Genomic DNA, 11,862 nt, shown 5'->3' with positions numbered 1-11,862 from the left:
TGACCGCCGGGACGACCGGAGTGAGCGCGGCGAGCGCGGTGAGCGCGGTGGCTTCCGTGGCCGAGGCGACCGTGGCACACGCGGCCCTCGTCGTGACGACCGGGGCGGGCGTCCCGGCGGCTTCCGCGGCCGTGAGGACCGTCGCGACGACCGCCGTGGCGGCGGCCGCTTCCGTGACGAGCGGGACCGGGACCGGGGTCGCGACCGTGACCGCGACCGCGACCGCGAGCCGATCAAGCGGCTGCCGATCCCGCAGGAGGTCACCGGCGAGGAGATCGACAAGGACGTGCGGCAGGAGCTGCAGAGCCTGCCCAAGACGCTCGCCGAGGATGTCGCCAGGAACCTGGTGATGGTCGCGCGTCTCATCGACGAGGACCCCGAGGCCGCCTACGGCTACTCCAGGGTCGCCCTGCGGCTGGCGTCGCGTGTCGCCGCCGTACGGGAGGCGGCCGGCTTCGCGGCGTACGCGAGCCAGAAGTACGCCGAGGCGCTCGCCGAGTTCCGCGCCGCCCGGCGGATGACCGGCAACGTCGACCTGTGGCCGGTCATGGCCGACTGCGAGCGTGGGCTCGGGCGGCCGGAGAAGGCGCTGGACATGGCCGGTGCGCCGGAGGTGCACAAGCTCGACAAGGCCGGGCAGGTGGAGATGCGGCTCGTCGCGGCCGGTGCCCGGCGGGACATGGGGCAGCTGGACGCGGCCATCGTGACCCTGCAGAGCCCCGAGCTGGCCTCCAACTCCGTGCAGCCCTGGACCGCGCGGCTGCGGTACGCCTACGCCGACGCGCTGCTGGCCGTCGGCCGGGAGGCCGAGGCGCGGGAGTGGTTCGCCAAGGCCGTCGAGGCCGACCGGGACGGCAGCACCGACGCCTCGGACCGGCTGGCCGAGCTGGACGGCGTGGAGTTCACCGACGCGCTCGACGAGAGCGAGGGCGCGGACGTGTCCGAGAACGTGTCCGAGGAGCCGTCCGAGGGTGCCTCCCAGCAGAGCCCGAAGAGCGGCGAGGACGACCGCGAGGTCTGACTCCGGCTGTGGGACAGCTGCTGTGAGACAGAGACAGAGACAGGAGAGGGGTGGCCCCCGGCCGGGAAACCGGTCGGGGGCCACCCCTCTCGTGTGTCTCCTGTGTCACAGGTCCAGCGCCCGCAGCACCAGCCCCGACGCCGGCTTCGGGCCGAAAGACGTCGACTTGCGGGGCATCGTGACGCCCTGGCGGGCCAGGTCGCGGACGACCTCCTCGCGGACCGGGTGCAGCAGGACGGCCGTACCGCCGTCGCGTTCGGCCTTCGCCACGGTGGCGGCCGTGTCGTGGATGTACGCGATACGGGTCGGATCGTCCTCGGGGATGTGCCAGACGTGCTCGAGGAGCGCGGCGTGCAGGACGGTCGCGTCCAGCGTGCGCCAGGCCGCCGGGCGGTCGGACGGAACCGTGCGGGCCAGCAGGGCGGGGTCCGGGTGGTCCACGAGGTGGAAGGCGCCGTCGCCCGCGAGCAGGAAGGCGTTGCCCGCGCAGGCGGCGTCCGCGAGGACCGTCAGGGCCTCGGCCAGGGGCACCTCCAGTCGCCGTATGCGGAACAGACCGTCCAGCGCGGACAGCGCGTCGGCGACCGGTACGCCGTGCAGCAGGCGGTGGATGGCGCGGACCCTGAGCGGGTAGCGGGCGGTGTCGACCAGGAGGACCAGGCCGTAGTCCCAGGCGCTGGGGGAGAGGTGTTCGGCGCGCAGCCGCCGGTAGGTGGCCCAGCGGTGGTGGCCGTCGGCGATCAGCGCCTGGTACCCGGCCAGGTCGTCGCTGATGGCAGCCAGGTCGGCGGGGTCGGTGACGGCCCACAGGCGGTGGCGGAAACCGTCCTCGGTGGTCGTCGCCAGCAGGGGAGGCCGGGCGGCGGTGCGTTCGACGACGACGGCGGTGGCCGCGGTGGAGCCGTTGCCCCGGTAGGTGAGCAGCAAGGGTTCGAGGTTGGTGCGGGTGGCCCGCATCAGGGCCGCGCGGTCGGCGACGACGTGCGGAATCACGTCCTCGTGCGGCAGCACCACGCCGTCCTCCGGGTCCGACACGCGCAGTGCGCCGATCAGTCCGCGTTGCAGCATCCCGTCGCCGTCGCGCTGCTCGTAGACGTACAGGCCCGGTTCGGGATCGGCGGTCAGGACGCCCTCGGACATCCAGCGGCGCAGCGTGTCGGCCGCCTGCTCGTTGCGGGCGGAGGGCGTGCCGGCCTGGGGGAGGATCAGGCGGACGATGTTGTAGGGGTCGGCGGACTGGAGGTGGTGCAGGCCGTCGGGGCGTACGACGACGTCGTACGGCGGGGACGTCACGGCGGCGAGGCTGCCGACCCGTTCGGGGTCGTAGCGAAGGCCTCGGAACGGGGTGAGTTCGAGGCCCCGGCGCGGTGGTGCCGGTGAGTGACCTGCTGTGTTCATCCCGGCATCGTACGTGTGTCGGTGGCATGGGGGATGATCGGGGGAAAGCCGGTACCACGAGGAGCGATGCGGAATGAGCCAGGGCGTCAGGACGAGGCCCGAGGGCAGTGGGCAGGCCCTGAGCGAGGCGTACGACACGGCCCTGCTCGATCTGGACGGGGTGGTGTACGCGGGGGGCAGAGCGATCGTGCACGCTGTCGACTCGCTGGCCGCCGCCCGCGCGGGCGGCATGCACCTGGCGTACGTCACCAACAACGCGCTGCGTCCCCCGGACGCGGTGGCCGCGCACCTCACCGAGCTGGGCATACCGGCTCAGGCGTCCGATGTCGTCACGTCGGCGCAGGCGGTGGCCCGGCTGATCGCCGACCAGGTGCCGCAGGGGGCGCGGGTGCTGGTCATCGGTGGCGAGGGGCTGCGGGTGGCGCTGCGCGAGCGCGGTCTGGAGCCGGTGGAGTCCGCCGACGACGACCCGGTGGCGGTGGTGCAGGGCTTCGGCGGGCCGGAGCTGCGCTGGGGGCGTTTCGCGGAGGCCTGCTACGCCATCGCGCGCGGGGTGCCCTGGTTCGCCTCCAACACCGATCTGACGATCCCGAGTGCGCGGGGCATCGCGCCCGGCAACGGCGCGGCGGTGGAGGTCGTGCGGATCGCGACGGGCGCGGAGCCGCAGGTGGCGGGCAAGCCGCTGCCGCCGATGCACCGCGAGACGATCCTGCGCACGGGCGCGCGGCGGCCCCTGGTGGTCGGGGACCGGCTGGACACGGACATCGAGGGCGCCTTCAACGGCGGGGTCGACTCGCTGCTGGTGCTGACCGGGGTCACCGACGGGGCGCGGCTGCTCGCCGCGCCGCCGCAGCACCGGCCCACGTATGTGGACGCGGATCTGCGCGGGCTGCTCACCGGGCAGCCGGAGATCACCCGGGAGGGTGATGGTTTCCGGTGTGGTGAGTGGACGGCGAGGGCCGGTGCGGAGCGGGTGGAGCTGACCGGCGACGGGGAGTCGCTGGACGGGCTGCGCGCGCTGTGCGCGGCGGCATGGACGGCGGGCGGCGAGAGCGCGTGCGAGCTGGACGGGGGGAAGGCGCTGGCGCGGCTGGGACTGTGAAGCGGCCGGCCCTCCGGCGCGTACGCTGACGCCCTGTCGAGGCGATAGCGAGGGTAGGCTAACCTAACCTCGTGTTGGTCGACAGTCCTCCGGAAGAGCGCGCGGCGGTGGCCGCGGCGCCACCGACCCGTCGTGGGGCGCGAGCCCTCGGGCTCCTTCTCTCCGCCGTGATCCTGGTGCTCGTCGCCCTGGCGAGCATCGCGGTCGGAGCGAAGGAGCTCTCCCTGGACCAGATCTGGCACGGTCTGTTCCACGACTCGGGGACCTACGGCGACGTCGTGGTCGGCGAGCGGCTGTCCCGGACCCTCCTCGGTCTGCTGGCCGGGGCCGCGCTCGGGTTGTCCGGGGCCGTGTTGCAGGCGCTGACCCGCAATCCGCTGGCCGACCCGGGGATCCTCGGCATCAACGCGGGCGCGTCGGCCGCCGTGGTCACCGCGATCACCTGCTTCGGTGTCACCAGCCTGAGCGGTTACGTCTGGTTCGCCTTCCTCGGCGCCGCCGTCGTGGGCGCGCTGGTGTGGTTCCTCGGCGGCGGCCGGGGCGCCACGCCCGTACGGCTCGCGCTCGCCGGAACCGCGATCGGTGCCGCGCTCTACGGCTATCTCCAAGCTGTGATGATCATGGATGACGCGGCGCTGGGGAAGATGCGCTTCTGGACCGTGGGGTCCCTGGCCTCCGCCACCGACGCGACCATCGTCCAGGTGCTGCCGTTCTGCCTGGCCGGCACGGTCCTCGCGCTGCTGCTCGCCCGGCCGCTCAACGCCGTCGCGATGGGCGACGACACCGCCCGCGCCCTCGGCGTGAACCTCAACCGCACGCGGGCGCTGGCCATGCTCGCCGCGACCGTGCTGTGCGGGGCCGCGACCGCCGCCTGCGGGCCCATCGTCTTCGTCGGGCTGATAGTCCCGCACGTCGTCCGCTCCTTCACCGGACCCGACCTGCGCTGGATCCTGCCCTACGCCACGATCCTGTCGCCGGTGCTGCTGCTCGGCGCCGACGTCGTCGGACGGCTCGTCGCCCGGCCCGCCGAGGTCCAGGTCGGGGTCGTCACCGCGATCATCGGCGGCCCGGTGTTCATCCTGCTCGTACGGCGGCGGAGGACGGCCCAGCTGTGAAGACGACCCGCACCACCACCCAGACTTCCGTCACCGCTGTCGCCCGCGCTTCTCGCACCGCCCCGGTGCCGCGCACCGCACGGGTCGTCCGCACTCCGGGCGGGCTGTCCTTCCGCCTGGACGTCCGGGCGCTGGCCGTCGTCCTCCTGCTGGCGCTGGCCGCGCTCGCCGCGAGCGTCGTGCTGATCGGCACCGGCGACTTCCCGATCCCGGTCTCGGACGTGCTGAAGACGCTGTTCGGCCAGGGCAACCCGGGTCAGGAGTTCATCGTCCGTGAACTGCGGCTGCCACGCGTCCTCGTCGGGCTGCTGGTCGGCGCCTGCCTCGGACTGGGCGGGGCGCTGTTCCAGTCCGTCTCGCGCAACCCTCTGGGCAGTCCCGACGTCCTCGGCCTGTCCCAGGGTGCGACGGCCGGCGCGCTCATGGTGATCGTCCTGTTCTCCGGCGGCGCCACCGCGGTCACTCTCGGCGCGCTCGCCGGCGGCCTGGTGACCGGGCTCGCCGTCCACCTCCTCGTCTGGAAGCGGGGCGTGCACGGATACCGGCTGGTCCTGGTCGGCATCGGCGTCAACGCGGTCGCCACCGCGGTCAACGGCTACCTGATCACCAAGGCCGACTTCGTCGACGCGGCCCGCGCGGTCGTGTGGACGACGGGCTCGCTCAACGGACGCGACTGGAGCCAGGTCCGGCCGCTGCTGATCCTGTGCGCCGTGCTCCTCCCGCTCGTCCTCGCAAACGCGCGCGGGCTGCGGATGCTGGAGATGGGCGACGACACGGCGTACGCCCTCGGGGTGCGCGTGGAGCGCGTACGGCTGCTGCTGATGGCGTCGGCCGTCCTGCTCACCGCGGCCGCCACCGCCGCGGCCGGTCCGGTCGCCTTCGTCGCCCTGACCGCCCCGCAGCTCGCCCGGCGCCTCACCCTCCCCCGCTGCCTCAACGGCGCGGGAGGTGCCCCCATGCCCGGTCCGAACCTGGTGCCGTCCCTGTGCATGGGCGCCGCCCTGCTCGTCACCGCCGACTGGGCCTCGCAGCGCGCCTTCGGCGCCGACCAATTGCCCGTCGGCGTGGTCACCGGTGTGCTCGGCGGCGGGTACTTGCTCTGGCTGCTGGTCGCCGAGCGCAGGAAGGGCCGGATATGACCACCCGCCACGAGCCCGGCCGCGCACCCGGCCATGCGCCCGGCGACGAGCCCGGCCACGACTCCGTCAGCGAGCAGCACGAGAACAGCAAGAGGAGCACCGTGAACCGTCTGTCCGCCGACAACGTCACCCTCGCCTACGACCAGCGGGTCATCGCCGAGCAGCTGTCGGTGGAGATACCCGACAACTCCTTCACGGTGATCGTCGGCCCGAACGCGTGCGGCAAGTCCACGCTGCTGCGGGCGCTGTCCCGGATGCTCAAGCCCACTCAGGGACGGGTGCTGCTCGACGGTCGGGTCATCCAGTCGATGCCCGCCAAGAAGGTCGCCCGGACGCTCGGCCTGCTGCCGCAGTCGTCGATCGCGCCCGACGGGATCACCGTCGGTGACCTGGTGGGCCGCGGCCGCTACCCGCACCAGGGCCTCCTGCGGCAGTGGTCGGCCGAGGACGAGCGGGTCGTACGGGAGTCCATGGAGCGGACGGGCGTCGCCGAGCTCGCCGAACGGTACGTCGACGAGCTGTCGGGCGGTCAGCGGCAGCGGGTGTGGATCGCCATGGCCCTCGCCCAGCAGACGCCGCTGCTGCTGCTCGACGAGCCGACGACGTATCTGGACATCCAGCACCAGATCGATGTCCTGGACCTGTGCGCCGAGCTGCACGAGGAGCAGGGGCGCACCCTTGTCGCGGTGCTGCACGACCTCAACCACGCCGCCCGCTACGCCACCCACCTCATCGCCCTGCGCGCCGGGCGGGTCGTCGCCCAGGGCGCGCCGAACGACGTCGTCACGGCCGAGCTGGTGCGGGAGGTGTTCGGGCTGCGCTGCCAGGTCATCGAGGACCCCGAGACGGGGACTCCGCTGGTGGTGCCGGCGGCGCGTACGGCACGGGCCCGCACGACGGCACCACGGGTGGGGGCCGGGCGCGGAGCCGGCGCTACAGAAGCTTCCTGAGCCGGAACAGGTCCAGCAGGCCCGCCTCCAGCTTCACCCGGCCCGAGCCCCAGGCCGTGGTGAAGTTCAGCTCCCCGCCCACCAGCGCGACCAGGTCGTCGCCGGCCAGCGCGAGCCGGATCTGGGCTCTCTCGGGCGGCGGCCCCTGGACGGTGTCCCGCACCTGGATCCGGCCGCCCGTCATGCGGCCCACGAAGCTGACGTCGAGGTCCTTGATGTGGCAGCTCACCGAGCGGTCCAGGGCCGCCGCCTCACGGACGTCCCCTTCCGCGCTCGCCATGTTGTCGGAGAGCTTCTCGAGTGCTCTGCGGCACTCCTCGATCGTGGCCATCGCGACCGACGGTACCCCAGCGCCGCGAGGTAGCGTCTGGGCATGAGCGACTCTGTGCCCGAGACTCAGGCCCCGGCCGAAGCGGCGGCCGGGGACCAGGACACCGGGGCCCCCGCGCACGGCCCAGCCGCGGAACCGGCGCACGCCCCGGCGGAACCCGCTGAGGCCCCTTCGGCCTCCGACGACCCCACCCCCCTGGACGTCCCCCGCACCCCCACCGGCAACGCCGGCGTGGACGCGGCCCTGGAGCGGCTCGGCGACGTCGACCACCTCGCCACCGACGGGCACGCGGAGGTGTACGAGGATGTACACGGGGCGCTGCGCGACGCGCTCACCGCGCTCGACGCCCGCCCGGGACCTGCGGCGCCCCCCGCGCCCTCACCGGCGCACCCACAGCCGTACCGACACAGGAGCTGAACCGAACGTGGCAGGAGTCGCACGCCGCCGTCTGGACGCGGAGCTGGTCCGCCGGAAGCTCGCGCGCTCGCGTGAGCACGCCAGCCAGCTGATCGCCGCCGGGCGGGTCACCGTCGGCAAGACCGTCGCGACCAAGCCCGCCACGCAGGTGGAGACCGCCGCCGCCATCGTCGTCGCCGCCGACGACGGCGACCCCGACTACGTCTCCCGGGGCGGCCACAAGCTCGCCGGCGCGCTCAAGGCGTTCGTCCCCCGGGGGCTCGTCGTCGAGGGTCGGCGCGCCCTGGACGCCGGCGCCTCCACCGGCGGCTTCACCGACGTCCTGCTGCGCGCGGGCGCCGCACACGTCGTCGCCGTCGACGTCGGCTACGGGCAACTCGCCTGGTCGCTGCAGAGCGATGAACGCGTCACCGTCAAGGACCGTACGAACGTACGCGAGTTGACGCTCGAGGCGATCGATGGGCAACCTGTGGATCTTGTCGTGGGGGATCTGTCCTTCATCCCGCTCGGCCTGGTGCTGCCCGCGCTGGCGCGGTGCGTGACGCCGGACGCCGACCTGGTGATGATGGTCAAGCCGCAGTTCGAGGTGGGGAAGGAGCGGCTGGGCAGCGGGGGTGTCGTACGGAGTCCGCAGCTGCGGGCGGAGGCCGTGCGGGGTGTGGCGGACAAGGCGTGGGAGCTGGGGCTCGGGGTGAACGGTGTCACCGCCAGCCCGCTGCCCGGGCCGTCCGGGAACGTCGAGTACTTTCTCTGGCTGCGCGCCGGGGCGCCCGCTCTGGACCCGGCCGACGTCGACCGAGCAGTGGCGGAGGGGCCGCGTTGACACAGAACCGAGCGCGAACTGTTTTCCTGCTCGCCCACACCGGGCGGCCCGCCGCGATCCGCAGCGCGGAACTCGTGGTGAAGGGCCTGCTGCGGCACGGCATCGGGGTACGGGTCCTGGAGGACGAGGCGCGCGACCTGCCGCTGCCCGAGGAGGTGCGGCTGGTCAAGGAGGCGACCCCGCAGTGCCTGGACGGCTGCGAGCTGCTGATCGTGCTCGGTGGCGACGGCACGCTGCTGCGCGGCGCCGAGTTCGCGCGGGCCTCCGGGGTGCCGATGCTCGGCGTCAACCTCGGGCGCGTCGGGTTCCTCGCGGAGGCCGAACGGGACGACCTCGATCGGGTGGTCGACCGGGTGGTGGCCCGGTCCTACGAGGTCGAGGAGCGGATGACCGTCGATGTCGTCGTGCACCGCAACGGGGACATCGTGCACACCGACTGGGCGCTGAACGAGGCGGCCGTGCAGAAGGCCGGCGCCGAGAAGCTGCTGGAAGTCGTCCTGGAGATCGACGGGCGCCCGGTGACGGGGTTCGGCTGCGACGGGGTCGTCCTGTCGACGCCCACGGGTTCCACGGCGTACGCGTTCTCCGCCGGGGGACCGGTGGTGTGGCCCGAGGTGGAGGCCCTGCTGATGGTGCCGATCAGCGCGCACGCGCTGTTCGCGAAGCCGCTGGTCACCTCGCCGGACTCGGTGCTCGCCGTGGAGGTGCTGCCGCACATCCAGCCCGGGGTCCTGTGGTGCGACGGCCGGCGGACCATCGAGCTGCCGCCCGGGGCGCGAGTGGAGGTGCGGCGCGGGGCCGTGCCGGTGCGGCTGGCCCGGCTGCACCACGCGTCCTTCACCGACCGGCTGGTGGCGAAGTTCGCGTTGCCGACCACCGGGTGGCGGGGGGCGCCGCACCACTCGCCGGAGTGACATGGGCGGGCCGTGTGCACTCCCCGCCCCGGACCTCGTATGGTCTGTTCCGTGTTGGAGGAGATGCGGATACGGTCGCTCGGAGTCATCGACGATGCCGTCGTCGAACTGTCGCCCGGGTTCACCGCCGTCACCGGTGAGACGGGCGCGGGCAAGACCATGGTGGTCACCAGCCTGGGACTGCTGCTCGGCGGGCGGGCCGACGCGGCGCTCGTGCGGATCGGAGCGGACAGGGCGGTCGTCGAGGGGCGGGTCACCGTGCCCAAGGACGCCGCCGCCGTCGTACGCGCCGAGGAGGCCGGTGCCGAACTCGACGACGGGGCGCTGCTGATCAGCCGTACCGTTTCCGCCGAAGGGCGCTCGCGGGCGCACCTGGGCGGCCGGAGCGTGCCCGTCGGGCTGCTCGCCGAGCTCGCCGACGACCTGGTGGCCGTGCACGGGCAGGCCGACCAGCAGGGCCTGCTGAAGCTGTCCCGGCAGCGGCAGGCACTCGACCGGTACGCGGGCGACGCCGTCGCCGTGCCGCTGGCCAAGTACACCGAGGCCTACCGGCGGCTGCGGGCGGTCTCCGCCGAGCTGGAGGAGATCACCACGCGCGCGCGGGAGCGGGCCCAGGAGGCCGACATGCTCCGCTACGGCCTGGACGAGATCGCCGCCGTGGAACCGCGTGCCGGGGAGGACGTCGAGCTGGCCGAGGAGGCCGAGCGGCTCGGGCACGCCGAGGCCCTGTCGTCCGCCGCGACGGCCGCGCACGCCGCTCTCGCGGGCAACCCGGAGGACCCCGAGGGCATCGACGCGGCCACCCTCGTCGCGGGCGCCCAGCGGGCCCTGGAGGCCGTGCGCGCGCACGACCCGGCGCTGGCCGCGCTCGCCGACCGGATCGGCGAGATCGGGATCCTGCTGGGTGACGTGGCCGGGGAGCTGGCCGGGTACGCCGACGACCTGGACGCCGACCCGCTGCGGCTGGCGGCCGTCGAGGAGCGGCGGGCCGTGCTGACCGCGCTGACCCGCAAGTACGGCGAGGACGTCGCCGCCGTGCTCACCTGGGCCGAGCGGAGCGCCGCCCGGCTGACCGAGCTGGACTCCGACGACGAGCGGATCGGGGAGCTGACCGCCGAGCGGGACGCGCTGCGCACCGAGCTGGGCGGTCTCGCCCAGGCGCTGACCGACGCCCGGACGGAGGCCGCCGAGCGGTTCGCCGCCGCCGTGACCGCCGAGCTGGCCTCGCTCGCCATGCCGCACGCGCGCGTGTCGTTCGACATCCGGCAGACCGAGGACCCGGACGGCGTGGAGGTGGACGGCCGCACGGTCGCCTACGGGCCGTCCGGGGCCGACGAGGTGGAGCTGCTGCTCGCCCCGCACCCGGGTGCGCCGCCCCGGCCGATCGCCAAGGGCGCCTCCGGCGGTGAGCTGTCGCGCGTGATGCTGGCCGTCGAGGTCGTCTTCGCCGGGACGGATCCGGTGCCGACGTACCTCTTCGACGAGGTGGACGCCGGTGTCGGCGGCAAGGCGGCCGTGGAGATCGGCAGGCGGCTGGCGAAGCTGGCCAGGACGGCGCAGGTCGTCGTGGTCACCCACCTGCCCCAGGTCGCCGCCTTCGCCGACCGGCAGCTGCTGGTGGAGAAGACGAACGACGGGTCGGTGACCCGCTCCGGCGTGAAGGTGCTGGAGGGCGAGGACCGCATCCGCGAACTCTCCCGGATGCTGGCCGGCCAGGAGGACTCCGAGACGGCCCGCGCGCACGCCGAGGAACTGCTCGCCACCGCCCGCGCGGATCAGTAGGCATGGCACGGCTGTGAGCGGGCGTGCGTAGGCTGGCGGGATGATCTCCCGTCTCGCCGCCTCCTTCGCCCTGGCCGCCGGCCTCGGCCGTGCAACGACCGCCGCCCTCCGCGCCACCGCTCCCGGCGGCGGCCGGCGCTGGGAGCGGACGAACCACGCGGGCCGCACGGTCGACCTGTACGCCGGGCCCGCCACGGCCCTGGCGGCCGCGGTCGCCGCCGCGCGGGTGCGGCCGGCCGCCGGGCTCGCGGTGCTGGCCGCCGGGGCCTGCGGAGCCTACGACGACATCGCCGGCGCAGGTGACCCACGGCGCGGATTCCGCGCGCACCTCACGGCCCTTCGGCACGGCGAGATCACCAGCGGGGCGGTCAAGCTGGTCGGGATCGGGGCGGCCGGACTGCTCGCCGGTTCGCTGCTGAAGGAACGGCCGGCCGACAAAGTGCTCGCGGGCGTGGTGATCGCCGGGGCCGCGCACGCCGTCAACCTCGTGGACGTACGCCCCGGCCGCGCCGCCGGCGCGGTGCTCGCGCTCGCCGCACCCGGACTGCTGCGGCGCGGACCGGGCGCCGAACTCGCCGCCGTCGCCACGGGGACCGCTGCCGCGGTGCTGCCCGACGACCTCGGGGAGCGCACCATGCTCGGCGACACGGGGGCGCACGCCCTGGGAGCCACCCTCGGCACCGCCGCCGTCCTGTGCAACGGACGCGCCGGACTTCTCGCCCACGCCGCCGCGTTCGTGGCCGCGGCCGTCCACGGCGACCGAGTGAGCCGGCGGGCGGCCGGCGCCTGGTGAGGCGGCCGGCGCGGCCGAGGCGAACCGATGGCGAACCGGTGCGGCGCCCGAGGCGCGTCGTCGTCCCCGCCGAGGCG

12 protein-coding genes are annotated in these 11,862 nt (G+C 74.2%); 10 read left to right on the top strand and 2 right to left on the bottom strand.

Annotated features, from left to right (window positions below):
* Positions 1 to 241 precede the first annotated feature (241 nt).
* Positions 242 to 1,021 (top strand): tetratricopeptide repeat protein, encoded by a 780-nt coding sequence (locus R2S09_RS04825; protein WP_306193006.1) that lies wholly within the window; start codon positions 242 to 244, stop codon positions 1,019 to 1,021.
* A 105-nt stretch (positions 1,022 to 1,126) separates the two neighbouring features.
* Here R2S09_RS04825 and R2S09_RS04820 read toward each other — a convergent pair whose 3' ends face one another.
* Complete coding sequence (locus R2S09_RS04820; protein WP_306193002.1) at positions 1,127 to 2,419, bottom strand: DUF1015 domain-containing protein; 1,293 nt, start codon at positions 2,417 to 2,419, stop codon at positions 1,127 to 1,129.
* A 73-nt stretch (positions 2,420 to 2,492) separates the two neighbouring features.
* On the opposite strand from R2S09_RS04820, the gene R2S09_RS04815 reads away from it, so the two are divergent.
* The 4 genes from R2S09_RS04815 to R2S09_RS04800 all read left to right on the top strand — a co-directional run bounded on the left by R2S09_RS04815 (position 2,493) and on the right by R2S09_RS04800 (position 6,725).
* On the top strand, positions 2,493 to 3,521 hold the full coding sequence (locus R2S09_RS04815) for an HAD hydrolase-like protein (protein ID WP_316739931.1): 1,029 nt from the start codon (positions 2,493 to 2,495) through the stop codon (positions 3,519 to 3,521).
* 71 nt (positions 3,522 to 3,592) lie between these two features.
* Positions 3,593 to 4,636, top strand: a complete 1,044-nt coding sequence (locus R2S09_RS04810; protein WP_316739930.1) for an iron chelate uptake ABC transporter family permease subunit — start codon at positions 3,593 to 3,595, stop codon at positions 4,634 to 4,636.
* A gap of 65 nt (positions 4,637 to 4,701) precedes the next feature.
* Positions 4,702 to 5,775 carry an iron chelate uptake ABC transporter family permease subunit gene (locus R2S09_RS04805; RefSeq protein ID WP_316739937.1) on the top strand — a complete coding sequence of 358 codons (1,074 nt, stop codon included), beginning with the start codon at positions 4,702 to 4,704 and terminating at the stop codon, positions 5,773 to 5,775.
* Positions 5,772 to 6,725: an ABC transporter ATP-binding protein gene (locus R2S09_RS04800; RefSeq protein WP_316739929.1), complete on the top strand. Its 954-nt coding sequence runs from the start codon at positions 5,772 to 5,774 to the stop codon at positions 6,723 to 6,725. Before R2S09_RS04805 ends, R2S09_RS04800 begins: the two co-directional genes overlap by 4 nt.
* On the opposite strand, the gene R2S09_RS04795 is transcribed toward R2S09_RS04800, so the two are convergent.
* On the bottom strand, positions 6,709 to 7,056 hold the full coding sequence (locus tag R2S09_RS04795; protein WP_306192994.1) for an SCP2 sterol-binding domain-containing protein: 348 nt from the start codon (positions 7,054 to 7,056) through the stop codon (positions 6,709 to 6,711). The two genes, R2S09_RS04800 and R2S09_RS04795, sit on opposite strands and share 17 nt — an antisense overlap.
* A gap of 42 nt (positions 7,057 to 7,098) precedes the next feature.
* Here R2S09_RS04795 and R2S09_RS04790 point away from each other — a divergent pair, with 42 nt between their 5' ends.
* From R2S09_RS04790 to R2S09_RS04770, 5 genes are read left to right on the top strand one after another with little or no spacing between them, the layout of a single operon-like run.
* Positions 7,099 to 7,473: a hypothetical protein gene (locus R2S09_RS04790; protein ID WP_306192992.1), complete on the top strand. Its 375-nt coding sequence runs from the start codon at positions 7,099 to 7,101 to the stop codon at positions 7,471 to 7,473.
* Between the two features lie 7 nt (positions 7,474 to 7,480).
* On the top strand, positions 7,481 to 8,296 hold the full coding sequence (locus tag R2S09_RS04785; protein ID WP_306192990.1) for a TlyA family RNA methyltransferase: 816 nt from the start codon (positions 7,481 to 7,483) through the stop codon (positions 8,294 to 8,296).
* The gene (locus R2S09_RS04780) at positions 8,293 to 9,210 is read left to right on the top strand and encodes an NAD kinase (protein ID WP_030179052.1); all 918 of its coding nucleotides are present in this window, start codon (positions 8,293 to 8,295) and stop codon (positions 9,208 to 9,210) included. The genes R2S09_RS04785 and R2S09_RS04780 overlap by 4 nt, the downstream gene beginning before the upstream one ends.
* 39 nt (positions 9,211 to 9,249) lie before the next feature.
* Entirely contained in the window at positions 9,250 to 10,992 is a 1,743-nt protein-coding gene (gene recN / locus R2S09_RS04775) for a DNA repair protein RecN (protein WP_316739928.1), read from the top strand.
* A gap of 40 nt (positions 10,993 to 11,032) precedes the next feature.
* Positions 11,033 to 11,785: a hypothetical protein gene (locus R2S09_RS04770; RefSeq protein WP_306192986.1), complete on the top strand. Its 753-nt coding sequence runs from the start codon at positions 11,033 to 11,035 to the stop codon at positions 11,783 to 11,785.
* Positions 11,786 to 11,862 lie beyond the last annotated feature (77 nt).

The organism is Streptomyces sp. MK7, assembly GCF_032658145.1.
Classification (GTDB): Bacteria; Actinomycetota; Actinomycetes; order Streptomycetales; family Streptomycetaceae; genus Streptomyces; species Streptomyces spiralis.
The sequence above is the reverse complement of the archived record's forward strand: the minus strand, read 5'-3'. Positions and strand labels throughout refer to the sequence as shown.